The sequence below is a fragment of the Stenotrophomonas sp. YJH_SMC_40 genome (assembly GCF_059368615.1).
Genome location: NZ_JCAFRX010000001.1, coordinates 542,757 through 565,852, shown reverse-complemented (window position 1 = coordinate 565,852; position 23,096 = coordinate 542,757). Strand labels below are relative to the sequence as shown.

Annotated in this window: 18 protein-coding genes and 1 pseudogene; 4 read left to right on the top strand and 15 right to left on the bottom strand. The window is 66.1% G+C overall.

What is annotated here, in order from left to right; translation table 11 throughout:
- Nucleotides 1–88: 88 nt before the first annotated feature.
- On the top strand, nucleotides 89–1,750 hold the full coding sequence (gene recN, locus AC5P6X_RS02865; protein ID WP_169448730.1) for a DNA repair protein RecN: 1,662 nt from the start codon (nucleotides 89–91) through the stop codon (nucleotides 1,748–1,750).
- A 109-nt stretch (nucleotides 1,751–1,859) separates the two neighbouring features.
- Here the strand turns inward: recN and AC5P6X_RS02860 are convergent, their stop codons facing one another.
- On the bottom strand, nucleotides 1,860–2,777 hold the full coding sequence (locus tag AC5P6X_RS02860; protein ID WP_005409237.1) for a LysR family transcriptional regulator: 918 nt from the start codon (nucleotides 2,775–2,777) through the stop codon (nucleotides 1,860–1,862).
- 97 nt (nucleotides 2,778–2,874) lie between these two features.
- On the opposite strand from AC5P6X_RS02860, the gene AC5P6X_RS02855 reads away from it, so the two are divergent.
- The gene (locus AC5P6X_RS02855) at nucleotides 2,875–4,191 is read left to right on the top strand and encodes an SGNH/GDSL hydrolase family protein (RefSeq protein ID WP_149500933.1); all 1,317 of its coding nucleotides are present in this window, start codon (nucleotides 2,875–2,877) and stop codon (nucleotides 4,189–4,191) included.
- A 63-nt stretch (nucleotides 4,192–4,254) separates the two neighbouring features.
- Here the strand turns inward: AC5P6X_RS02855 and fur are convergent, their stop codons facing one another.
- Nucleotides 4,255–4,662, bottom strand: a complete 408-nt coding sequence (gene fur / locus AC5P6X_RS02850) for a ferric iron uptake transcriptional regulator (protein ID WP_005409235.1) — start codon at nucleotides 4,660–4,662, stop codon at nucleotides 4,255–4,257.
- 103 nt (nucleotides 4,663–4,765) lie between these two features.
- On the opposite strand from fur, the gene AC5P6X_RS02845 reads away from it, so the two are divergent.
- The gene (locus AC5P6X_RS02845; RefSeq protein WP_005409234.1) at nucleotides 4,766–5,158 is read left to right on the top strand and encodes an outer membrane protein assembly factor BamE; all 393 of its coding nucleotides are present in this window, start codon (nucleotides 4,766–4,768) and stop codon (nucleotides 5,156–5,158) included.
- A 36-nt stretch (nucleotides 5,159–5,194) separates the two neighbouring features.
- Here AC5P6X_RS02845 and AC5P6X_RS02840 read toward each other — a convergent pair whose 3' ends face one another.
- Together AC5P6X_RS02840 and AC5P6X_RS02835 are read right to left on the bottom strand one after the other, a co-directional pair.
- Nucleotides 5,195–5,452, bottom strand: a complete 258-nt coding sequence (locus tag AC5P6X_RS02840; RefSeq protein WP_005409233.1) for an RnfH family protein — start codon at nucleotides 5,450–5,452, stop codon at nucleotides 5,195–5,197.
- 3 nt (nucleotides 5,453–5,455) lie between these two features.
- Nucleotides 5,456–5,881, bottom strand: coding sequence for a type II toxin-antitoxin system RatA family toxin (locus AC5P6X_RS02835; RefSeq protein WP_005409232.1), 426 nt, complete (start codon nucleotides 5,879–5,881; stop codon nucleotides 5,456–5,458).
- 57 nt (nucleotides 5,882–5,938) lie between these two features.
- Here AC5P6X_RS02835 and smpB point away from each other — a divergent pair, with 57 nt between their 5' ends.
- Nucleotides 5,939–6,442 carry an SsrA-binding protein SmpB gene (gene smpB, locus AC5P6X_RS02830; protein ID WP_005409231.1) on the top strand — a complete coding sequence of 168 codons (504 nt, stop codon included), beginning with the start codon at nucleotides 5,939–5,941 and terminating at the stop codon, nucleotides 6,440–6,442.
- Nucleotides 6,443–6,567: 125 nt separating this feature from the next.
- On the opposite strand, the gene AC5P6X_RS02825 is transcribed toward smpB, so the two are convergent.
- From AC5P6X_RS02825 to AC5P6X_RS02775, 11 genes and pseudogenes are all read right to left on the bottom strand, one after another.
- Nucleotides 6,568–7,140 (bottom strand): hypothetical protein, encoded by a 573-nt coding sequence (locus tag AC5P6X_RS02825; RefSeq protein ID WP_005409230.1) that lies wholly within the window; start codon nucleotides 7,138–7,140, stop codon nucleotides 6,568–6,570.
- Between the two features lie 404 nt (nucleotides 7,141–7,544).
- Nucleotides 7,545–8,171, bottom strand: a complete 627-nt coding sequence (locus AC5P6X_RS02820; RefSeq protein ID WP_285310234.1) for a hypothetical protein — start codon at nucleotides 8,169–8,171, stop codon at nucleotides 7,545–7,547.
- 72 nt (nucleotides 8,172–8,243) lie between these two features.
- The gene (locus tag AC5P6X_RS02815; RefSeq protein WP_495215334.1) at nucleotides 8,244–8,810 is read right to left on the bottom strand and encodes a hypothetical protein; all 567 of its coding nucleotides are present in this window, start codon (nucleotides 8,808–8,810) and stop codon (nucleotides 8,244–8,246) included.
- An 80-nt stretch (nucleotides 8,811–8,890) separates the two neighbouring features.
- Complete coding sequence (locus tag AC5P6X_RS02810; RefSeq protein WP_495215333.1) at nucleotides 8,891–9,244, bottom strand: hypothetical protein; 354 nt, start codon at nucleotides 9,242–9,244, stop codon at nucleotides 8,891–8,893.
- A gap of 144 nt (nucleotides 9,245–9,388) precedes the next feature.
- Nucleotides 9,389–9,682: a hypothetical protein gene (locus tag AC5P6X_RS02805; RefSeq protein WP_495215332.1), complete on the bottom strand. Its 294-nt coding sequence runs from the start codon at nucleotides 9,680–9,682 to the stop codon at nucleotides 9,389–9,391.
- 69 nt (nucleotides 9,683–9,751) lie between these two features.
- A complete protein-coding gene (locus tag AC5P6X_RS02800; RefSeq protein WP_495215331.1) occupies nucleotides 9,752–10,201 on the bottom strand; it encodes a BLUF domain-containing protein in 450 nt (149 codons plus the stop codon).
- A gap of 112 nt (nucleotides 10,202–10,313) precedes the next feature.
- The gene (locus tag AC5P6X_RS02795) at nucleotides 10,314–10,490 is read right to left on the bottom strand and encodes a hypothetical protein (protein ID WP_158230121.1); all 177 of its coding nucleotides are present in this window, start codon (nucleotides 10,488–10,490) and stop codon (nucleotides 10,314–10,316) included.
- A gap of 151 nt (nucleotides 10,491–10,641) precedes the next feature.
- Nucleotides 10,642–11,574, bottom strand: a pseudogene (locus tag AC5P6X_RS02790) (SOS response-associated peptidase family protein).
- Between the two features lie 82 nt (nucleotides 11,575–11,656).
- Complete coding sequence (locus tag AC5P6X_RS02785; RefSeq protein WP_495215330.1) at nucleotides 11,657–12,076, bottom strand: hypothetical protein; 420 nt, start codon at nucleotides 12,074–12,076, stop codon at nucleotides 11,657–11,659.
- A 32-nt stretch (nucleotides 12,077–12,108) separates the two neighbouring features.
- Entirely contained in the window at nucleotides 12,109–21,639 is a 9,531-nt protein-coding gene (locus AC5P6X_RS02780) for a PLxRFG domain-containing protein (RefSeq protein WP_495215329.1), read from the bottom strand.
- Nucleotides 21,639–22,559 (bottom strand): hypothetical protein, encoded by a 921-nt coding sequence (locus AC5P6X_RS02775; RefSeq protein WP_164172659.1) that lies wholly within the window; start codon nucleotides 22,557–22,559, stop codon nucleotides 21,639–21,641. The genes AC5P6X_RS02780 and AC5P6X_RS02775 overlap by 1 nt, the downstream gene beginning before the upstream one ends.
- Nucleotides 22,560–23,096: the final 537 nt, after the last annotated feature.

Genomic DNA, 23,096 nt, shown 5'->3' with positions numbered 1-23,096 from the left:
AGATAATGGCGGCGCATCACCTTGGCAAGTCATTGGACCTCCCTCGCCCGCGTGCTAGCGTTGCGCGGCTGCTGATACCCCCTTACCCATGCTCAGACATCTTTCGATCAAGGATTTCGCCGTCGTCCGCGCCACCGAACTGGAGTTCGGGCCAGGCATGACCGTGGTTTCAGGCGAGACCGGCGCCGGCAAGTCGCTGATGGTCGACGCGCTGGGCTTCCTGTCCGGCCTGCGCGCCGACAGCGGCGTGGTCCGCCACGGCGCCGCGCGCGCCGAGCTTTCGGCCGAGTTTGCGCTGGAGCAGCTGCAGGCTGCACGCCAGTGGCTGGCCGACAACGAGCTGGACGACGAGGAGCAGTGCCAGCTGCGCCGGGTCATCCGCGCCGATGGCGGTTCGCGGGCCTGGATCAACGGCCGCCCGGTGACCCTGGCGCAGCTGGGCGACCTGGCCTCGCTGCTGGTGGAGATCCACGGACAGCACGAACAGCAGGCCCTGCTGACGCGCCCGTCGCAGCTGGCCCTGCTCGACGCCTATGCGCGCAATGAGAACGAACGCCGCCAGGTGCGACGCGCCGCCGCGGCCTGGCAGGCATTGGTCGATGAATCGCTGGCGCTGTCGCAACAGGGCGACGTCAGTGACCGGATCGGCTTCCTGGAGCACCAGCTGCGCGAGCTGGACCGTGAAGACCTTGAGCCGGAGTCGATTGCCGCACTCGGCGCCAGCCACCGCCGCCAGGCCCATGCCAGCGCCCTGCTGAGCGCCTGCCAGGCCGCCAGCAACCAGCTCAACGGCGACGACGGCAGCTCCGCGCTGGACCTGCTGCAGCAGGTGCGCCACGAGCTGTCGCGCCTGATTGAGCACGACCCGCGCCTGGGCGAGGTGGATGGCCTGATCGAGAACGCTTCGATCCAGCTGCACGAAGCCCTGTCGCTGCTGGACCGGGTGCATGACGACCTCGACGCCGACCCGGAACAGTTCGAGGAGAACGAGCGCCGCCTCGGCCGCCTGCACGACCTGGCCCGCAAGCACCGCGTGCCGATGGACGAGCTGGGTGCGCAGCGCGAGCGCATGCACGCCGAAGTGGAACAGCTGCGCGGCGCCGACGAACGCCTGCAGCGCCTGGCCGGCGAGATCGACAAGGCCGCCGCCGCCTGGCGCGCACAGGCCGAAGTGCTGACCGCCAGCCGTCGCAGCGCTGCTGCCGAGCTGTCGGCCACCACCACCGGCATCATCGCCGAGCTGGGCATGGGCGGCGGCCAGTTCCTGATCGAGCTGGAACCGCAGGACGCCGGCAAGCCGGACCCGCAGGGTGCCGAGCGCGTGGAATTCCTGGTCGCAGCCAATGCCGGCCAGCCGCCGCGCGCCCTGCGCAAGGTGGCCTCCGGCGGCGAACTGTCACGCATCTCGCTGGCCATCGAAGTGGCCGCGCTGGACCTGGATGCAGTACCGACCATGGTGTTCGACGAAGTCGACTCCGGCATCGGCGGCGCGGTAGCCGACATCGTCGGCCAGAAGCTGCGCGCGCTCGGCGAGAAGCGCCAGGTGCTGTGCGTGACCCACCTGCCGCAGGTTGCCTCCAAGGGCCATGCCCATTACCGGGTCAGCAAGGCCCCGGTGGAAGGCATGACCCAGAGCGCCGTGGAAAAGCTGGACAGCAAGGCGCGCGAGGAAGAGCTGGCGCGCATGCTCGGCGGCGTGGAAGTGAGCAAGGAAGCGCGCGCCGCCGCGCGCAAGCTGCTGCGGGCCTGAGGCCGGCAGAGCAGAGCGTGGGCCCGGCTTCCGCACGGTAGTGCCGGCCGCTGGCCGGCAACCGATGCGAGGGGTCGAAGATCGTGAGGTTGCCGGCCAGCGGCCGGCACTACCCCCGTGGCTGCGTCAGGTCGACGTTCTCCACCAGGAAATCAAGAAACGCGCGCACCCGCAGCGGCAGGTAGCCGCCCTGCCCCAGGAACACCGCGTGCACCTCTTCCAGGTCACCGGGGTTGGCCTCTTCCAGCACCGGCAGCAGGCGCCCGGCGGCAATATCCTGCTGCACCTGGAATGCTGCCAGCCGCGCCATGCCCAACCCACCCAGCACCAGCTGGCGCAGCGCATCGCCGTTGCTGGCGCGGGCGTTGCCACTGGGCAGCAGCATGCGTTCGCGCCCGTCCTGCAGCAACGGCCAGCCCTGCATCGCGCGCGCATGGCCGATATCCAGCCGGTTGTGCGACTGCAGCTCCTCGGCAGTGCGTGGCAGCCCGTGCCGCTGCGCGTAGGCCGGTGCAGCCACGATCATCATCCGCGTCGCGCCCAGCCGCCGCGCCACCAGGCTCGAGCTCTTCAGCGGACCGGCCCGCACCGCCACGTCGGTGCGCTGCTCCAGCAGGTCGATCACCTCGTCGTTGAGGGTCAGGTCCACGCCTACCTGCGGATTGCGCTGCAGGAACGCCGGCAGCAACGGCAACAGGAAATGCTGGCCGAACGGCACGTTGGAATTGACCCGCAGGCGTCCACGCGGCTCGGCGTGAGCACTGGCGCAGCGCTCGGCCTCGTCCAGGTCGGCCAGCACGCGCAGGCCGCGCTCGTAGAACGCGCAGCCCTCGGGAGTCAGCTGCAGCTGGCGGGTGGAACGCTGCAGCAGGCGCGTCCCCAGCCGTTGTTCCAGCCTCGCCACCAGCTTGCTGACCGCCGACGGGGTCATCTCCAACGTTCGGGCGGCTGCGGAAAAGCCCCCGGTCTCGATCACCCGCACGAACACTTCCAGTTCGCCGGATCGGTTGATGTCGGAACGCGCCATGGCAATGAATCCAGTTCACAGATGATTGTCCATGCGCAGTCTAGTTCACAGATGAGTACGGAATCACCATGGCCTTCCCTCCACCCGGGATTGCCCGATGAATCGTTTCAGCCAGTTCGTCACAACCGCATTGATCGGCCTGTCCAGTGCCGCCAGCGCCGCCAGCGACGCCCCTGCGCCACACTGGGTCGCCAGCTGGCAGGCCAGCCCGCAACCGGTCTGGGGCGCGGAATTCCTGTTTCCGACCCTGGTCCCAGCCGCTCTGCAGGACCAGACCTTCCGCCAGACGGCACGTATCAGCCTGGGCGGGCCCCGGCTGCGAGTGCGGCTGAGCAATGCCTACGGCACTCAACCACTGCGGATCGGGGCGGCGAGCGTGGCCGCCCGGGCGGGGGACACCCCGCAGCCGCTCAGTTTCGAAGGCCAGCCCGGGGTACTGATCGGCCCCGGGCAGGAACGGCTGAGCGATCCGCTGCCACTGGCCACGGCTGACCGGCAGGCGCTGCAGGTCAGTGTCTTCGTGCCGGGGCCGATGCCGGTACAGACGTTCCATTGGGAGGGCAGGCAGACCAGTTGGATTGCGCCTGGCGACCAGAGCCAGGCCCAGGCACTGAGCGGGGCCAGCAGCACCACGGCCCGCCTGTTCCTGGCCGGCATCGAGGTCGAGGCGCCGACCAGCGCACGCAGCGTGGTGGTGATCGGCGATTCGATCACCGACGGCGCCACCGCCAGCCTCGACCAGGACCAGCGCTGGACCGACCATCTGGCCGCGCGTTTGGCACCGCGGGGCATCGCCGTGGTCAATGCCGGCATCTCCGGTGGCCGCCTCTTGCGCGACGGCATGGGGGAATCCGCGCCGGCGCGCTTCCAACGCGATGTGCTGGATCAGCCTGGCGTGTCCAGCGTGATCGTGCTGATCGGCATCAACGACATCAGCTGGCCCGGCACCGGCTTCGCGCGCAAGCAGGCGCGGCCCACGCTTGCCGAGCTGCAGGCAGGCTACCGCGCCCTGGCCGAACAGGCCCATCGGCGGGGTCTACGCATCCTCGGCGCCACCCTGATGCCGTTCGCCGGCGCCCTGCCCGGCACGCCGCTGGACGACTACTACCACCCGGACAAGGACGCCCTGCGCCGCCAGCTCAATGCCTGGCTGCGCACCGACGGGCCGTTCGACGCGGTGATCGACCTGGACGCGGCCCTGCGCGATCCGGCCGATCCGTCACGGATGGCCGCTGCCTACGACTCCGGCGACCACCTGCATCCGGGTGATGCGGGGAACCGGGCGATGGCCGAGGCGGTGGATCTGAAGATCCTGCTGGGTCGCAAGGGGTCAGAGCCCTTTGCTCGTGCAAAGGGATCCGACTCCGCGGGGCGCCCGGGCTCAGAGCCCTTTCCTGAAGGGAACAGGCCCTGACCCCAGCAACGAAAAACCCCGGGCAGGCCCGGGGTTTCGTCGCATCTGGCTGGCCGGATCGGCTTACTTGCGCTTCTTGCGCACGTACAGCACCAGCGAGTGCTCTTCCAGTTCGTAGCCGTGGTCGGCTGCGATCTTGCGCTGCAGCTCCTCGATCTCATGGCTCTCGAACTCGATGATCTTGCCGCTGTCCACGTCGACCATGTGGTCGTGATGGCCGCCACGGTCAAGCTCGTAGACCGCCTGCCCGCCCTCGAAATTGTGCTTGAGCACGAGGCCGGCGGCCTCGAACTGGGTCAGCACCCGGTACACCGTCGCCAGGCCGATCTCGTCGCCATGCTCCAGCAGCTGGCGGTAGATGTCTTCGGCGGTCATGTGGTGCTGGGCATTGCGCTGCTCGAGCAGCGCCAGGATCCGCATCCGCGGATGGGTCACCTTCAGGCCGACTTTACGCAGGTCGTGGGTTTCCATAGGTCTCCGTTCATTGGCGATTTAGCGCCAGCTGCCTCGGATTGGGTCGCGGTGGCACGCCGGGAGTGTATCATCGGTTTGATTTCCCCAACCGCCAGTCCCGATGCGCAATCTCCTGTTGGTCGCCGCCGTCGCCCTGTCCACCACCGGGTGCGGCATCATCTACAAGCAACCCATCTATCAGGGCAACCTGATCCGGGAAGATGCCGTGGCCAAGCTGCAGGTCGGGCAGAGCAAGCAGCAGGTCACCGCGCTGCTGGGCACCCCGTCCATTCCCGATCCGTTCCACGCCCAGCGCTGGGACTACACCTCCAGCCAGCGGGTGAACCGCCTGGGACGTACTGAAGTGAAGAACTTCGTGGTGTTCTTCGAGAATGACACCGTGACCCGTTGGGAAGGCGATTACTTCCCGGGCAACGACAAGGCACTGGCCCAGCAGACCGTGCGCCAGTTCGGCCGCAACCTGCCGAAGGACAAGAAGAAGAAGGGCCGCTGAGGCCCCCTGCCCGTCCCCACGGACGGGTTGCGGGCATCAACCGCCGAGCGCGCGGCGCCGGCGGTTGTCCTTGGGGTCGGCCAGCAACGGGCGTAGCAGCTCAATGCGGTCACCCTCCAGCAACACCTGCTGCGGGCGCGCCAGTACGCCATGCACGGCCACGGCCGGGCATCGGTCACTGCCTTCCAGCGCGGCGGCGGCAATGGCATCGGCCACGGTCGCGCCCTCGTCCAGCTGCAGCCGGCGCGACAGCACCTGCTGCGGCCAGGCCAGCACCACCTCGACCTCGATCATCGCTCAGGCCTCGTCGGCGACGCGGACGAAATCATTGACCATCCGATCGGCCAGACCCTGGAAGCCGATCGCCAGGGCCGGCCCCAGCAGGCGCGAGCTGGGCTCGAATTCCAGGGTCAGGGTGACCTTGCAGGCGTCCTCGGCCAGCGCATGGAATTCCCAGCGGCCGTGCAACTGCTTGAACGGGCCATCGCGCAGCTGCATGTCGATGCTGTGCGGGCGCTGCAGGGTGTTTTCGGTCTGGAACCAGGTGCTGAACGAACCCAGGCCCAGGTCCAGGCGCGCCACCAGCCGGTCCTCGCCCTGCTCCAGGATCTGGGCAGCCGAGCACCAGCGGAAGCGGCGCGGATAGGCCTGGACATCGTTGACCAGGTCGAACATGCGCGCGGACGAATGTTCGACCAGGGCGCTGCGGCGGATAGTAGGCATGAATACAGGACGTTTCGGCAATCGACCGGGCGGGCCCGAATCGGAGACAATACGGAAATGAGCAAGAACAGCGGCAAGGATAAAGCAAAGAGCGCGACGGCCAACAAGACCATCGCGTTGAACAAGCGTGCCCGCCACGAGTACCACATCGAAGAACGCTTCGAGGCCGGCCTGGCACTGCAGGGCTGGGAGGTGAAGTCGATCCGCGCTGGCCGCGGCAACATCATCGATGCCTACGCCTACGTCAAGCACGGCGAGATCTTCCTGATCGGCGCCCAGATCACCCCGTTGATCCAGGCCTCCACCCACGTGGTGGCCAACGACCGGCGCGAGCGCAAGCTGCTGCTGCACCGGAGCGAGATCGACAAGCTGGTCGGCAAGGTCGAGCGCGATGGCTACACCATCGTGCCCACCGCGATGTACTGGAGCAAGAACAAGATCAAGCTCGAAGTCGCGCTGGCCAAGGGCAAGCAGACCCACGACAAGCGCGATGCCGCCAAGGACCGCGACTGGGCGATCGAGAAGCAGCGCGTGATGCGTCGCGGCAACCGCGACGCGTAAGGCCGCTGCGCATCACCCTGTAAAGCTGGGCCATGCTCGGCTGCCTTGGTTTTCTGTAGAGCCGAGCCATGCTCGGCTTCGGTAAGAAAAGCAGTCGAGCATGGCTCGGCGCTACAAAAGGCGGGTCACCCCGCCAGCATGCCCTGCCCGCGCATGCGCGGCGCCAGCGCCGCGTGCATCACCGCCAGGTGCATCACCACCGCCAGTTCCGGCGCGTAGCGGTCATCGCCTTCCCGCCACTGCTGGGCCAGCTGCGCGGCATCATCGGGCAGCAACGACAGCAACTGGGCATCATCCAGCGCATCGGCGGCGCCCTGCAGCTGGCGCGCCAACTGCCGCGACTGCCACACGTGCACGCCAATACTGAGACTGGCCAGCGACATCAGGACCACGGCCAGCCCGTGCTCGAACCACTGCGACAGCACTTCCGGCCCCCACAGCAGGGCCGCCAGTACGGCCAGGCCCGGTAGGCGCCAGCCGAGCCAATGGATGCGACCGCGCTGCGACCAGTGCACCACCACCGCGCTGGCGACCAGTGCCGCCGCGGCCGTGGCCGGCAACTCCGTCACCCAGGTGGCCGCCAGCAGCACCGCCAGCACGGCCCAGACCCAGCCGGGCGGCAACGCGCGCCGCTGATAGTCGGCACCGACCGGCCCGATCAGCTGTCGCAGGCTGCGTTGTTGGCTTGCATCGGTCACCCACAGTCTCCGTGTCTGTCCTGGCTCGGATGGTCGTCGCCAGTGTGTCGCAAATTCGTGCCAATGACGTTACCAATCCGCTATGACGGTGGCTCTACAACGTGTTGTGGATTGCAAAGGTGACTGTTCAGCTGTTTTGCCGTAGCATTGCAACCGTTGGGCAGGCCCTGACCGTGGCAACGCGGGATCGGCCCTGTACCTTGCAGCACTGTAGAAACCGGGGGTGCATTGTCCCCGTGACGCCATCGGCGCTGGTTTCCAGAAAGCAGAAATAACGAAGCCCATCAATGCCTTAGCTTGATGGGCTTTTTTGTTTATGGCTGCCGCATGGGCAGAAATGGGCATGGATTGGCAGCAACTTGCCAGCTTTCTTGCCAGCTTTTGAAGCTGGCAGCCAGCGGCACTCACTGCCCAGGTGGATCGCCAAGCTGCTGATTCTCGTCTTCCAACGATTTGATACGGTCGCCGATCAAGGCTTGAAGTTGATCGTGCTTGTCCGACAGACCGAACCAAAGAGCGTCTGCATCCTCTTGCCCAATTCTTGGCGATTGGGTCTTGACCACATCCGAAACGACATCGTCAATCAGACTCGTCACATCGGTCGAGTGCAGTCGCGCCCTAAGCGGAACAAGGTCCGCCAACGCCTTGCGAAGTTCTTCGTCTAGTTCGGGAGGCAAGCGAGCATTTTTCCATCCTATGGAAGCGAGTGAGGAGACCGCTCGAACCCGCTCAAGATGACATTGTGAGCACTTTCGCAGAAGATTCGTGACCATGGGCTGCAATGCCAGCATGTTCGCGCGTTCGGCTTCCAGGCGCCGCATCCGCAGCAAGTCATAGCGCTGCTCCCGGCGCAGATCCTTCTCGTGCCGCCTTCGCCCCTTTTCGGTGACGTTATCCTGAAGCCACTTAAGGACGAAGCCCAGAATCAATGTAGCCACCGGCACCAGCCACTTCCAGTCCTCGCCAGCACTCGCCGCTGCAGCGGTCGCCGGCGTCGCCTTGACGGTCGCCAAGAAAAGAGCTTCCAGCATCTTCAACTCCCTCTGCATTGTCTGCCATTGCAATTGCAAATCTTAGGAGGCCAGTGGATCGGCCAAGCGGAGCTACTCCCGAATTGTTAGCTGCTCTCCGACGACTTCATGGAACCGAAACGGGTGGTTACCTAAACGGTCAGACAACTCGTCGACCCGTTTCGTCCAGTCTGCCTCCTGATCTGACTTGAGCGGACGATTCATCTCCTCAGACCACGCGCTCAGATCTGCGAAAAAACTGTCGCGCAGATACTTTCCCGCAGCGTCACTAAAGAGGTACTGCGCCTGCCAGGACGCGTGAATGGCACTCAGCTGCAACGGCCTACTGAAATCCCGGCCCTCAATAGTTTCAGAGTAAATTCGCTCGACTTCGCGCCAAAGCGCCCACCGTCGATCAAACAGATCAACCTTGATCTTATGCCGCGCTGTCAGCCAATTCCTCCAGGTCAAATAGAGGACGATCAGCGGTGTAAAGAGCGCGGCGGCCTTCAAAAGGCCGGCCACATGGCGATCCGCACGCAACAGAGCATCGCTCGGAAGATGTCCCGCGAACCCAATCCAGTACGCTGCCCACGCGGTCCCAAAAGCAACGACCACAGCAGCCATCGCAAACGCAATTCCCTGCCAGCGACCTGACATATTCTCTCCCATTCGTTCAGGAACTTTAGCAGAGCGATGGCGGCCCGGGCAGGCTACCGCGGTTGGACCGCTGATCTGTGCTACTCGCCTTCCATCCCCGGAAACGGAGGCTTCAAGCGGCCCTTGGCCAGCCGATTGCCTCGGATCGCTTCTCGCCATCCGACGATCTTCGCCACGTCGTCCCGCAGCCTCGCCTCGTGCCTCACCACCCAGAGCTCGGCACCAACGCGGCCCTGCTCGTAGCTGGTGCATTTCCGACATGGTCCGTTGCCAGGACCATACCGATGTCGATCGAGGTGCGCGACCCAGATGCCATCATCGACACGCTCGGTCATGGACAAGACCCAGACGCCCTGGCAGGCAATCACAGTCAGCGGATCGTCCGGCCAGCTCGCAGAGCGTGCGGTCCAGTAGAAGGAGTCGGGAAGCGGCATGGCCGGCAGGATACGTCCGGCCGTCGCAGATACTGCGAACGTGGCGGCGACCTGGCTGAATCGTTCGGGCAGAGTCGAGCCATAGTCGACTCTGTGCCGGCGCGGCGTCGCTCAGGCGCTTCCGGCCTCATGCAACATGAACCTTCAATGCTCTTCGGTCGAAGCTCGCGGCTCTTCCTTAACCTGCTCTCTCAAGGCCGCGTCGCTGGCCTGAGCCCGTTCCAGCGCTTGTCTTACCTGAAACGCCGGATCTTGGGTCACGCCTTCTAGAGCCTCAAGCGCTTGGCGATTCGCTTGCAACCGATACTCGCGGTCAATCCGCGCCATTTCGGCTACAGCCAGGACAATGCTGACGATCACCACCACGGCGATGAGGCTCTTCCAAGGGAAGCCGTCTTTGTGGCCGGGCTTCTTCTTCCGCTTCGGCAATTCTTCCATGATCCAGTCCGGCCATCTCGGTCAGGGGCTCGAGAGCCATGCTAGCGCCATGGAGCCCACCTAGCACAGCTACGCGGCAATAGCGTACGGTTCGACCAACGCGGCCAGGAGGTCCATGGCCGTAGCGTTGGCATCGTCGGCATCGCCGCGCTGATTAAATCGGGTCCAATCGGCGTGGGCCAGGCGCTTCAGTTCCACTGGCTCTACCGGAAGCCACTTCATCGGCCAGAACGGCAGGCGGCGTTGACCCACCCTGCCCCTTTGCAGCTCCACCACGCCGTTGTGGCTGCTGGCACCCAGAACTCTGGAATAGGCGACCGAAAGCCCGTCCTCCGGTCCCTCCAGGTACTGGAGGAAGCGTTCGCCATCGAAGAGGAGCACCCCCGTAACCCCAGCATTACGGTTGAACCGGGCCGCGTCGTCCACAATGTGATCCAGCTTTCCGTTGGACAGGCCCAGCTTGTCGCCGGCGATTTCTTCGCCCGCACCGCTCACGTATACAACCGCTCTGATGGGCATTGCGCACCTCCTTGATCAGGCCGACCCTAACAGAGGCATGAGAACGTTTACGTGAGGTAGCAGCAACTTGCACAAGAATTCAGGAACCCGTGATGCTGAATGCGGACAGCCATCACAAGATGGAGGCATTGAGCAGTGCAACATCCCCAAAATTTCTTGGTACACCGCAATGCCCGATACAGGCCTTTTCTACGTTCTCGATCTTGATGCAGTACGCGACCGCGATGGCAACCTCGACCGCGTGACTGCAGTCAGTGTCCGTTGCAACCACTGCAAACACATCACCCATGCCAAAGCACCTGAACTGGAGACCATGCAAGGCGGCACCTTACTCGCGTGCGCCGGATGCGGCGAGCGTCAGGCTGTGAGCAACGCTCGGCTCGTGGAGTGTGACCACATCCTCGGTGCCGGTAGTCGCTCCCCACAGGCCGCCTGATCTGTCACGCCGCAAGGCGGTGCTCATAGAACGGGTGCCGCTTGTCGTCGAAGATCCGATACAGGGCGTCCAGGTCGACCGGGTTCGGGTTGAGCCAAGCGTTCACGTGCTCGGGCTTGATGTTGATGATGGTCCGGTCGTGCCCGGCCGCGGCCACCTCGGGCTCAGGCTCGTCCGTTATCGCGGCGAACGACAGCAGATCAGGATCCTTGCCGGCCGGATCCTTCCAGTGTGACCACAGGCACGCTACCAGCATGGGCTCGCCAGTGCGCGGCGTGAACTGCACCACCTGGTTCTTCCCGTCCGGCCCCTCGACGTTCTCCTAGAACGTGTCCACCACTATCAGCCCGTGGGTGTGGCCGAACGCCGGCGCCCAGAACTTCTCCAGGCTGTCGCGACGGGCGTTGTAGGTGCCGGGGAAGCGCTGGTCGTAGTTGGCCGGCTTCCCGGCCAGCCGGCACTGGTAGCGCATCGGCTTGATGACCAGCTTCCCTGCCTCGGAAACGATCACCGGGGCATAGACGCCGGGAAAGATGCGGCTGTCACGGTCCTTCGGCTCAACGCGCTGCAGATCCGCCAGCCGCGCCTTGGCCCGCTCGATCTTGTTGCCGGCAATCCGCACGTCCTCGCGGGCCTTCTTCGTCTCCTTCACCTGCAGCGCGCGCTCAGCGTCGGCCAGCCGCTTGCGGTTGGCGAACAGCTCCTGCTCCAGGAGGGCGGCCTCGGCCTGGTTCCATTGCTCGACCTCGGCCCATACCGCCAGCTCCGCCGGGCTTGCCCCGCCCCGGAAGGCGTCGTCCATAGCCTTCGGGGTCTTGGGCCGCTTCTTGCCAAAGTCGTGGGCGTAGAGCGCGGCGAACTCCTGCAGGGACAGCGTGGCGCCGGTCATCCGGACCAGCTTCTGGTAGGCGGCGGTGATCTGGGCGGAGTAGCACATGGCGGGATTACAGCACGCCGGCCTTATGGCGCCGTGAGTGCCCTGAGCTGGGAAAGGGGCCGCCGCGGCGGCCCTGTGGACCTCACAGGTCGGGCAATCCCAGGATCCGCCGCATCGTGGACAGAAACACCATCGAGCTACGGGCCTGTGCGTGTTGATCCCGTGTCAGCTGGTCATACATATCAAGCACCTCCGGCGGGATCTGCCCTGCCCGGCCTGCCTTAAAGGCCTCCATCGAGACCACCTGAGCCTTGTGGCGCTCATCTTCCATGCCCTTCTCCAGCGTCTGGCGGCGGGAATGCCGCCCCCTCGATGCCTTGGGCCCCACCTCCAGGCCTGTTGCAGGCGAAAGAAAACCAGCACCACTGTCCCTCGGCTGGGCTTTCTCCTGCGATCCCTTTCCACTGGCCACCACCTGCAAGTCCTTCTTGTCCATCAACCAATGCCCCTGTATCGATAGGGCCGGCACAATCGCCGGCGCCTTCACATTGGTTTCATCCAAGCAGATCCGATGGCGGCGCAAAGTTGCAGCAACTATCCAGTCACGGCTTTGTTCAGACGTGCGGCCAGCTTCGGGTTGAGGATGATGCCGGCCTCGGCCCTGGCGCTATAGCGGGCGCGGTTCTTGATGGACTGCTGCAGACCGCTCGACGTGATGGCCAGCTCCGGATTGACCTTGTTGAAGTCGCGGATCTTGGCCAGAACGGAGGCGCGGTCGCTGGCGTCACCATTGCGCAGCGCCATGGCGAAGGCATTTACCAGTGATTTGCGGCGATCGAGGATGTGCTGCTCGTAGTTCTTCAGCGCGCGGGTCGTCTCGTACTGCCTGGACACCTTTTCCGGCGCGAAGCCGTTGGCCTGCAGCAGGATCTCCCAAGGCGACAGATCGGCCACGACGGGATCACCGCGCAGGGTGTTCACGCCTTGGGTGGCGTAGCGGCCGGCCTTGATCATGTCCTTGAGGCCCTTCGGCAGCATGGTCTCGATGCCGCGCATGATGTGGCCCTCGTCGACCTGCTGCTTGCCAACCAGCACGTTCTTCAAGACGCCGCCCATCGGCCCCGCGGCCTGCTCGAGCAGGTTGTTGAACATGCCGCGGCCGTCGAGCTCGCGATCGGCATCGCGGATCCACAGGCTGTCCAGTCCGACACGGCCGGAAATGTTCGCGCCGGTCAGCTTGTCGGCTGGGCCATGCAGCAGCAAATCCGCCCCGCCCTGCCCCAGCAGGCCGGTGAGGAATGCCCGCAGCTCGGTCTCGGCATCCCAAGGCTCGTCGTCATCCCCGAAGGTGGCCTGGATCCCGTTCAGCGCTCCCATGATCATGCCCATCATCGGCAGCCCCATCGCGCCGGAGAACAGTGCGCTCATGCCCAGCAGGCCGGTCAAGTTGCGCCGGGCAATCTGCCGAACTTCGGGGTCTTGCCCCTTGGTGGCCTGCCATACCATCCGCCCGAGCGCCCAGGTCATGTTCAGGCTGTACTGCCGGAACATCAGCAGCACCTTCGCTGTGCCGCTCTGCATGAAGCGGGCACGGTTGGCGTTGCTGTAGTCGAAGTGGGTATCGAAGATGGCGTCGCGGGCAAACTTCACCGCCTCGTCGAACGACTTGCCATCCGCGCGTGCCAGGCGGTAGGCGGCCATGCCGGTCGCCTCGCGGTTGATCACCTCGGTCTTGTGGAAGCCCCAGCCGATGATCTCCATGGCCTTGCTCCAAGCCGGGTTGTAGCCGGTCATGCCGCCCTCGGCGATGCCGGCAAGGTTGTGGGCCTGCGTCTTCTCGATCGCGCCGGCGACTTCCAACGCCTGATAGGCGCGGAGCTCGTCGGGGTCGGTCAGGGTCTTCTGGATGTTGCCCACCGTGCGCACGGCGTCGCGGCTGGCGGCCAGCAGGTAGTTCATCGCCTTGACCCCGCCGTGTCGTGAGGCCAGATAGGGATAGCTGACCAGGGCGGTCTGGGTCACGTTCACCAGCGCCGCCGCCGGTGTGGCACCCAGGTAGTAGGTGAAGCCGAAGGACGCGATCAGGTTGGTCAGCTCCGAATCGGTCGGATTCATGATCCATTCGTGCCGCTTGCCTAGCTCTTCCAAGAGGGCGTCACCGGCCACGATCTTTCGCGTGTCGACGCTGGGGGATGCCTGGATCTTCTTCTGTGCGTCCTTCAGGTCGGTCAACACACCCTGCAGCTTGTGGGCATATCGCAGCCGGGCCAGCTGGTGCGACCCGTGCTGCATGTTGTAGGCGAAGGCACGCACGGCATCAGGGTCGAAACCAGGCACCGACTTGCGGTGGATCTGGTGCTTGCGCATCGACAGCTCCGGCATGGTCTGCAGATACAGCTGGTACACCTGGTCCTGAACAGCGTCGGAGACATGCGCCGTCCGCAGCTGGTCGATCACGTCGGCCACGAAGGTGCCGCTCGGTGCGTCGGCCGCCTTGCCCTCCATCTTCATCCCCCGGGCGGTGATGCCCCATTCCCTGGCCTGGAGGTCCTTCACGGCTCGATCCAGCTCGTTCTGTGATTCGAACATGAGGAAGGTGTTGGTACCGTCCTTCTCCGCTGCAACGAAGAACTTGCCGAAGCGCTGCAGGGGGAAATAGACGCCTTGCAGCCGCGCAGATTCGAACTGCTCGCGGATCTTGTTCACCAGCATGCGTCGGCTACTGTCGCTGATGACCTGGCCTCCAACCAAATCGCCCCCCTTCAGGTCCTCGATGCGTTGGATCAAGGCCTCTTCCACTGCGTCGGACCTTGATCGATAGGCATCACGGAACTGCAGATAGAACGATTTTGCTTCTGGAGACAGCTTTGACCACTGCTCGACCAAGGGCACATATTGCCGGCGGCGGCGTGGTTCGACCTTCAGCATTGCTTTCAGCGTCTTCACTTCGTTCATCATGTTTGTCTTGGTGTCGCCGCTGCGTTCCCTCATCTGCTGCTGGATCACATTGATCGCGTGTTGAACGTTCTTGCGGTTGACCTCCTGCAGTCCCTGGCCCCCTGGCGCCTTGAACTGCAGGGGCTGATACTCGCGGGACGGGTCGACGCCGTCCATCGTGGCCTGGTGCATGAGATCGAACAGGCGCCGGCTTTCCGCCTTGTTCTTGCTAGCCCACTGACGGGCAGGTTCGGCGATCGCCTCCGCCTCCGCTTGCAGCTTGTTCCGATCGGCCTGCATTTCGGCCAGGTAGTCCGAATAGCGATCGATGGTCGGGAAATAGTCGCGCCCCAACTCCGTCAGGTGGCGGGTGGCCAGCGCACCGAGCCACGTGGGCCGCAACGCGTCCTTCACTTTGCTCAGGCTGAGGTCTGCCAGCTTCTGCCGCGCACGCGCCAGCACGCTCTCACCCTGAAGACCCTGCTGGATAGCATCGATGTCCGCGAGAGCGTCTGCCGGCGGCATGCTGAAGAGGCGGCCGCGGGCGGCCCGTGTCACCTCGGCGCCGTTGGGCAGCACTACGCTCCAGGTGCGCGGCCCATTCTCGATCGGATCGGCCAGGACCTGGCCACCGGTGCGCTCGGCCTCAGCGCGCGCGGCGCCAAGGGTCGGGAAGTCGGCCGGCCGGCCGCGCTCGTCAGCGAGGTACCACTGATCGTCGCGGCGGAGAAATCGGCCGCCATTCTGCTCGAGGAAGGCCTCGCCGCGGCCGTCGATCTGCGGCTGGGCGAACGAGTAGGAACGCACCATTTCCCGCTGCGCCTGCGCCGACATGCCGGCGCGCAGGAAGCCGTCGGCCTGGCTCAGCAGGTCCCGAACCTCGGTCTCGGACCACTTGAGCGAGGGCATCACCCGGCGGAGGAAGCGACGCACTGCCGCGGCCACGCGGCTGGTGAAGCTGTTGCGGATCCCCCGCTCCGCCATGACGGCGATCGCTTCCTTGGCGAAAGTCTCGCGATCGACGGTGCCGTAGCGCCTGGTCACGTCGGCCAGCACCGACTTCAGTGCCGCAGAACCAGATCCGTTCGCGGCCAGCTGATCAATCGCGTCGACGATCTGGGCCCAATCCTTGGCCCCCACCACGGACTCCACGCCGTAGTGGCCAATAGCCTCATGGGCCAGCACCTGAGCAAAGCGCTGCTCGGTGGCGATGTTGCCGGCGTTGATCCAGACGGTGGGCCGCCCGTCGTACACACCTTCGGCCCGGCGATAGCCTGGATCGACCTTGGCGCTGGCTGGGAAGTCCTCGGCCGAGCGCACCACGACAACGCTGGGCGCGTTCTCGCCCCAGTGCTGGGTCAGATCGGTTTTGAGCTGCAGCGCGCGGTCGAAGTCCAGGCCGCCGCTGGCAGCCGGTGCAGCCGATCGATTTACCCGCCCGCCGGGCCCAGGTGCTTCAGCTCTGGATCCTTCGCCAGCTGCTCCTTCGCCCACTGGCCGGAGGCCCGATACTCGGCCTTCAGCGACTCGATCTCGGAGGGCGTCAGCATCGAGACGTCCCTTGTCGAGGGTGAGGATGGTGCGCGCTTCGGACTCGGTGAGGCCTTCGAAGCCGTAGCCGAACTGGTCGCGCCACCAGGGTTCGATTGATCCGAAACGTTCACGGACGTCGGCCAGGCTTTGGGAGTTGAGGGCGATTTTCCGCGAATAGTCCTTGCCGGTCAAAGCGGTGGCCAGCACCACCTTCCCGCCGTTGTCCTCGATGTGGGTTTTCAGCTGGGCCAGGGTGCCGCCCTGGGTCAGCGTGTCATCGATCAGGACATAGTCGCGGCCCTTCTCCACCTTGCCGGTGAACGGGGGCTGGTTGGCCAGCCGGTGCAGAGCATCGCCGGCGCTACGGTTGACCTTCGCGGCCTGGACGATGTCTTCGGACACCTGCAGTCCCAGCCGCTGGGCCAGCACCTCGGCAGCCATCCGCGGGATGCGGTTGTTGCCGGTGGCTTCCTGGGACTGCACGGCCACCACCAGGGGCTTGCTGCCTTCCGGCAGCGCGGCACGCACGTCCTGGACAAACTGCGGGGTGATGACGTCGCGCGCCACGCGCAGCGCCGCGGTGTCGTCGCCGGCTTTGGCTGCATCGTAATCCGCATGCGCGCTCAGGCGCCCGGGACGGTGAGCCGTCACGACGTCGGGGAAGTCGGCCTCCCACCCACGGCGGGAGAAGAGGCGGACGCCGCCGGTCGGGGTCTCTTCGTGCTTGACCTCGGCGAAGAAGCGGTCGAATGCGGCATTCATTGCCTGACGCTCGACCCCGCCAGGGAACGGCCGAGCGAACTCGGTACCGACCGGCACAGCGAAGCGCGGATCCGAACCGAAAGACATGAACGCACTGGCGCGGCCGGCGTCCTGCAGGCGGTCTTCAACGTAGGAACTGAAGGCGCGCGCCAGGAGCTCGTGCGGCGTGGTCCAGTAGTTGCCCACGCGGCCGTCATCCAGTTTTCGGGCCTCGGTCACGAACGAGGTCGGCACGCTCTTGGTCTTCGCCTCACCGGCATCCGCCGATCGCCAGAGCTCCACCCGGCGCTGGTAGGTACCCATTGCATCGCGCAGCCGATCGAGCGAACCGGTGCGATCGGAGTTGAAGCCGGTGCGGTTGGTAACAGCCTTCAGGACGCCATCCAGCGTGTCCAGCTCTTCGTTGGTGAACCGGACGCCACCTCCCTTGGTCGGCTTGGCATCGGTGCTGAATGTCTCACCGTTGAGCAACCGGTCTGCAGCAGCGTCGAACGCGGCCAGCTCCTGCTGCGTGGCCGGTCGCTTCCGCGATCCCCACGCCCGCTCCTTCTCGATGTGGGCCCGCAGGTCTCCCAGTTGCTTCTGCACCTGGTCACGGGCCTTGCCCAGGAAGGATTCAGCGCGCGCCGTGTCTTCGACGTACTGCTCTGCACGGGTGCGCATGGTGTCCATGAGCTCTTGGAATGCCGCTCGGAGCTCCCTGCGCACATTGCCCCGCAGGCGGCTGGCATTGCTCAGGTAGTCATCGACGCCAGACGCCTTCATTACCTTGTCGCCGCGGCCGTTGGTCACCTGCTCCGATCCCCGGCCATCCTGCCTGCCGAGATAGTGGTCCAGTGCGTGCATCCACTCGTGGGCCAGGGAGCCGGCGCCCTTCAGCTTGGTCAGGTTGATCACCGCATAGTCGCGCTCGTAGTGCGCGCGGGCGCCGCTGAGGCCGTGGCCACGCGCGCCAAAGGCCAGCCCAATCTGACCGTCCAGACTCATTGCCCGCGGAGGCAGGTTCAGCAGCTCGGACAGGTCGACCAGCGCGTCGAAGGCGTGATTCATCACCTCCTGGCGTTCGTCCTGGTTGTTCCATTTCCCGAACTCGACACCTCGGAAGCCAAAGGTGTCCATGAACTGCTGGCCCTGGACGTCACCCTCCCGCCGCGCCTCACCGATGCGCATGACCTGGTCCGGCCGCGGCAGAGCGTCCTCGCCCACGGTTGTCTTGGTCTCGATCAGCGCTGGCGCGTTCTCGGCCATGTACTGCAGCGCCGCCGCGCGGCTGTCGAAGCCGTCCTTGAGATAGACGCGCTTGCGATCGGTGACGTCGCGCGCGATCGCCCAGTTGTTGGGCGCGCGCTCCACGGCGCGGTGATTGCGAGCCAGCTCGACCATCGGGATTGCCGCATCGGCCTCGGCCTGGCTGGCAAAGGTCTGCCGGCTGGCCAACGGGTTGCCCAGGCGGCCCTTCTTCGCCTTGAACAGGCGCCAGGTTCCCGGGTTGCGGGTGTCTTCCATCGCGACGTACTTCTTTGACCAGGCTGCGCCAGTGTCTTGGTCGCCGTCCGGATCTGCCCGACGCTGCGGCCGGGCACCGGTCGGCTTGGCCAGGTCCTTGCGCGCGCCGCCCAGCTTCTCGCCCAGGTCTTCGATCACCGCCGGACCAGCGGCCTTCTTCTGTGGCGTCGCGGGCGCAGCGTCGGTCGCCGAGGTGCTGCTTTGTGCAGGGACGGCAGCCTTGCGCGCCTTCGCGACCGGCTTGCCGAGCACCTGCTCCAGGTCGTTCGGCGACGGGATGGTGCTGTGCCAGCGCGGAGCCTCGTCAGGCAGCGGGTTGCCGGCGGAATCGACCTGCTGAACTTTCACCTGCCAGCGCGGATCCTTCCCCGGCGGCCGAAACTCAATCACTCGATCCCGGGTGTTGCCGTAGGCATTCACGATGCGCCCCGGCGTGAAGTAGGCGCCGAGAGTGCCAATGTCGCCGCGGTCGTACTGCGGCGAGCCAGCGATGCGTCGCACCTTGGGCGTATAGGCCGGGCCGGGCTCACCCGCGGCCGGTGCTGCAGCTGCTGCAGGTTCTGTCCCGTTCTTGGCCAACGCGCTGCCGCTTTCTGCCGTCGCACCGACAGTTTCGGCCGCGGTGCTGACGATCTGGCCCGTTTCACCGACGCTCGTAGCTGGCTGCGGCGCCGGCGCTGCCTCCGCCGGCTTGGTCCTGGTGACGCGACGGGTGGTCTTCTTCGGGTCGTGCACCCACGCCTTGAACTGCTCCTGCGACATTTCCTTGATGCCACCCAGGCCGGTCCAGCCCTTCGAGTAGTTGGCCAAGTAGGTATCCCGGGCTTCCTGCTCCGACGCGGTTCCCATGATGACCTTGTGCTCATCGAAGGAGCCGTCCTTGTTGACCTGGTCGACCACGTACACCGGTAGCGCTGGATCCTCAGCGCGGTCGGTCATGAAGACGTCGACGTGGTCCTTGTCCTTGCCGACGGTGCCCTTGAAGTAGCCGTAGTGGTTCTTCAGCGCCGGCCAACGTGGATCCCGCTGGCTGCCGGCGGGGTTTTCGATGCTGATGTCGTGGCCGTTGATGCGGACGTGCCCCTTCTTGTAATTGCCGGCCTCCTTCTGCGCGTCCGTCGGCGCAGGCAGATCGTTCTGCGGGTTCGTCGCAGCCTCAGCAGCCGCAGTGGCCACCTTCGGCGCGTCACTGGGCGCGGACGCCGTCTCCTGTCCTGGCGCCGGCTCGGCAACGGCCCGCTCCGGAGCCGTCTCGGCCAGTGTGGTCGCGTCCGTCGCGCCAACAGCGCGCGGTTCTGCGACCGGTTCGCGAGACGAACCGGTATCCGATTGCGCCTCCACCTGCCCTGGTGCGAGCTGCAGTTCGCTGGCCAGCGCCGCCGGCGCGGAACGGTCGGTGGTTGCGGGGCCGTCCAGCTGCAGATCCGCCTGCGGCGCAGCATTCCGCTGCGGCTGCCGCGCCGTGCTTTCTGCCTCCGCCGCAGCTGGAGTGCCGGCGTCCGCCGGCGGCTCCGTAAGACCACGACGTCGCTCGCCCTTGACCTCTTCCAGCAGCGGCCGCACGCGAGCACTGGGCAGTCCGTACTGATCGCGCATGGAGCGCAGCAGCGTCGGCGTGTTGATTCCGCCATGGGTCTCGACCTGGTACTGCAGGCCGTTGTGCAGCAGCTGCTTGATGTCCGTCGGGGTCGGCTCGCGCAGCGCTTCACCGGTCTGTGCGTCAACCCATGGTGGCGCGACTGCGGGCGCCAGCGGCGGTGCCGCAGCTGCCGACACTTCGGGCGTAGCCAGGCCTGCCTGGCCGCCCTGCACTTGAGCAGGCTCGGGCTCGGCGATAGCCGCGATGGCAGTAAGTTCGTTGGGCCGCCGAGCCTGGGACACCAGGTTGGCTACATCTGCGATCGAGTCGGGGACTGCGTCGGGGAAAGGCACCGATGGCTGTGGACGTGTAGCGACCCGGCGCCCGTCGAAGGGCGCGGACATGCCTCGGCCCTGCGGGAACCGCATTTCGGGCTCGGCCATCACCTCCGGTCGAACACCGCCGGGCGTGATGGTCCCATCCGGGGCCGCGGTCATCACTTCAGGCGGCGGGAGCGCGAGCATCTGTGGAATCGGTGGCGGCGGCAGCGATGGCGGCGTGGGAACTGGCCTACGTGCCAGGCGCTCGCGCTCAGCATCGGCTGCCACCGCGGCCTGATTGTCGCCACGGCTGGCGATCGCGCCGCCGGCGGCCATGCCGCCGCCGAGCAAACCGCCAATCGCCGCACCGGTACCAGCGGCCTCGGGGACGCCCTCCCATGCTGCCTGGGCCGGGTCGACCTGACGCTGACCGAGATTGCCGGCCAACTGCGACCCGCCCTCCTGGAGGCCTTCTTCGACAGTCTCTCGCGCGGCACCAGCCAGCATCGCCTTCGGCTTGCGTGCCAGGCCGCGGGTGAAAACGTCAGCCTCGAACGGCGCCGCGATGCGGCCGGCAATCGCGGCGATTGGTGCCGTGATGGCTTGCGCTTCCATGGACGCGCCACGCGCGATCGTTTCCTTCACCGTCTGCGGGTCGCCGCCGGCGGCAACCATTCGCTTGTACTCCGGATTCGCGTCCCACACCGACTGCGGCTGTGCCATGGCCTGCTGGTATGTCTGCTGGCCTGCCGAACCCGTCTCCATCACCGTCGTCATACCAGTGGCAGCGGCCGTCGCTGCCCGATGCCCAGCGGCAGTCGCAGCTGTTTCCGCCGCCTCGGTACCGAGGCCCTTGGCTAGCGCCCCGGCCATGGCCCGCACGCCTGCCTGAGCCGCTGCAGCGCGCGTGCCAGCGCCCATCGTGGCAATGTTCGGCACCTGCTCGGCAAGGAAGTTTCCGATCAGCCGCGGCGAGGACAGCACCTTGCCGGCGCTGGCGAAGAAGCCCTTGGTGTCCTGCAGCTCCTGCTTTTCCTGCTTGAGCGCTTCAGACTGGCTCTCGCCGAGGTAGTCGGTGGCCATCTGCGTCGCCTTGGAGAGGCCCGCACTGTCGGATCCAGCACGACGTCCACCCAAGATTTCCGACGGCGTGCCCGGCACCAGAGCGGCCGTCTCCGATGCCCCCTTTACGCCCAGGCGATCCAGGCCGCGCAGGCCCTGCCGCACCAGGTTCGTCGGCTCCAGAGAGTTTCGCTGCTCAATGGCGCCACCAATGATGTTCGCAGCGCCGGTGGCGATGCCGAGCCCGGTGTCCTTGATAGCCTCGCCCCAGGTGCGCTCCGGGCGCTTGGCGACCTTCTGAAACGGATCTCCCTGCACGGGGGACAGAGTCGGTCGGCGCGCGACCTTGTCGCCCGCTGACGGCGCCTGGCCCGCCGCTGGAGCTGCCCCAAACGGGTTTCCATCGACCTTTTCAAGCGTTGCCATCAGAGGTTCACCTTCGAGTAGCTTCCGTCGTTGTTCTGCACGTACCAGTTCCCATCCGGCGCCCTACGCGCGCCGGCAACCGGCGGCGACTCTTCAGGCCGCAATCCGCGATAGAGCGGATCCGCGTCGAGCTCGGCCAAGGCAGCCTTCTTCCCGGCCTCATCCATAGCGACATTCCCTGAAATAGCGTTGAATCGATCGGTGTAGGACTTCAGGCGATCGGCGTCGGTGAGTTCGCCGGTTTGGCGCGGCGCCTGCGCGGCGCGCACGTTCTTGCCATCAGCACCGGTCACGGGCCGCCAGCTGCCGTCACCACCGACAACACCCATGCTGCCGTCCGCAGCAACTGAGATCTCCGGACGCCGAGCGATGCGCGCCGTTTCCAGCGACGCCTGGCGATTGGCAGCGTTGTCCTGCATCTGGGCATTGAACTGTCCGGCCTGCAGCGCGCGGTTGGCGTCGCCCTGCGCCGCGACCGCGTTTGCCTGGCCTGCAGCAAGATCGGCTTCGTCCTGGGTGCGGAGCGCAGATGCGCGCTCCGCCTGGCGCGCGCCTGCCTCGCCCAGGATCGCCTGCGCTACGGCGGCACGACCGCTCGGGCTGCCCTTCAAGCTGGCGCTACCCATTGCGCGGGTGAGCTTGTCCACTGTGGTATCGGCCGGATTCTCGATGATCCCTCCCTGACGGCCGCGCTGCGCAATCTGCGGGGTCGGCCGGGGAGCAACCACTGCCGGCGTTGCCGGCGCGGCAGCAAGGGGCGACACCAGGGGAGCCAGGGAGCCGCCTGCTGGAGCGCCTGAGGCAGCCCCACTTGCGGCTGCGACGGTGGCGGCGGACCCGGTGAACACAGAATTGCCGTTGGCATCCACTGTGCGGGTAATGCCTGCCGGCAAAGCGGCGGTGCGGCCGTCCTGCATCATGTAGGTGCTCGGCGCCGCCGCAGTGGTTGCTGCAGCCCGGGGAGCTGCAACGCCTGCAGCACCTGCAGCACCCGCAAGTGGCGCCGTGGAGCTCACGCTCGAACTGACACCTGTGAAGTCCGCCCCGATCGGCGGTCGCCCGGCCAGCCGGGAACCGCTGAGCGGCGCGGTCGAATCGACGCTCGCCGAGACCCCAGAGAAGGATGGCTTGGGTCTCGGGGCTGACGGAAGGCGCAGCGGCGACAAGCGATTCAGCGCGGCGGTGGCACCGCCAACTGGGTCCAGTTGGCTCGGTGCACGCAGTGGTTGCCCCTGCTCTGATGACGGTGCTGCACCCGCAACGGCCCTACCGGCGTCCCGCACAAACCCGCCGGCCTCACGCCCTGGCGCCGTGATGGCGTCGGCAACGGTGCCAGCAGCGCGCAAACCGGCGCCGGCGGCCCGCCGCGCCAACGCCACGCTCCCGGCAACGCCACTGCGTAGCGCGGAGCCGGCCGCTGTGCCGGCACTCGGCCTGGGCGCAATGCGGGCCTGCCC

Excerpts from the sequence above, each read along its gene's own strand:
- AC5P6X_RS02845 (WP_005409234.1), top strand. The coding sequence starts at position 4,766 with ATGCGCAATCTCCTGTTGGTCGCCGCCGTCGCCCTGTCCACCACCGGG.
- AC5P6X_RS02800 (WP_495215331.1), bottom strand. The coding sequence starts at position 10,201 with ATGCCCATCAGAGCGGTTGTATACGTGAGCGGTGCGGGCGAAGAAATC.
- AC5P6X_RS02840 (WP_005409233.1), bottom strand. The coding sequence starts at position 5,452 with ATGATCGAGGTCGAGGTGGTGCTGGCCTGGCCGCAGCAGGTGCTGTCG.
- AC5P6X_RS02795 (WP_158230121.1), bottom strand. The coding sequence starts at position 10,490 with ATGGGTGATGTGTTTGCAGTGGTTGCAACGGACACTGACTGCAGTCAC.
- AC5P6X_RS02820 (WP_285310234.1), bottom strand. The coding sequence starts at position 8,171 with ATGCTGGAAGCTCTTTTCTTGGCGACCGTCAAGGCGACGCCGGCGACC.
- AC5P6X_RS02780 (WP_495215329.1), bottom strand. The coding sequence starts at position 21,639 with ATGGCAACGCTTGAAAAGGTCGATGGAAACCCGTTTGGGGCAGCTCCA.
- AC5P6X_RS02805 (WP_495215332.1), bottom strand. The coding sequence starts at position 9,682 with ATGGAAGAATTGCCGAAGCGGAAGAAGAAGCCCGGCCACAAAGACGGC.
- AC5P6X_RS02815 (WP_495215334.1), bottom strand. The coding sequence starts at position 8,810 with ATGTCAGGTCGCTGGCAGGGAATTGCGTTTGCGATGGCTGCTGTGGTC.
- smpB (WP_005409231.1), top strand. The coding sequence starts at position 5,939 with ATGAGCAAGAACAGCGGCAAGGATAAAGCAAAGAGCGCGACGGCCAAC.
- AC5P6X_RS02855 (WP_149500933.1), top strand. The coding sequence starts at position 2,875 with ATGAATCGTTTCAGCCAGTTCGTCACAACCGCATTGATCGGCCTGTCC.
- AC5P6X_RS02810 (WP_495215333.1), bottom strand. The coding sequence starts at position 9,244 with ATGCCGCTTCCCGACTCCTTCTACTGGACCGCACGCTCTGCGAGCTGG.
- AC5P6X_RS02860 (WP_005409237.1), bottom strand. The coding sequence starts at position 2,777 with ATGGCGCGTTCCGACATCAACCGATCCGGCGAACTGGAAGTGTTCGTG.
- fur (WP_005409235.1), bottom strand. The coding sequence starts at position 4,662 with ATGGAAACCCACGACCTGCGTAAAGTCGGCCTGAAGGTGACCCATCCG.
- AC5P6X_RS02775 (WP_164172659.1), bottom strand. The coding sequence starts at position 22,559 with ATGATGCAGGACGGCCGCACCGCCGCTTTGCCGGCAGGCATTACCCGC.
- AC5P6X_RS02835 (WP_005409232.1), bottom strand. The coding sequence starts at position 5,881 with ATGCCTACTATCCGCCGCAGCGCCCTGGTCGAACATTCGTCCGCGCGC.
- recN (WP_169448730.1), top strand. The coding sequence starts at position 89 with ATGCTCAGACATCTTTCGATCAAGGATTTCGCCGTCGTCCGCGCCACC.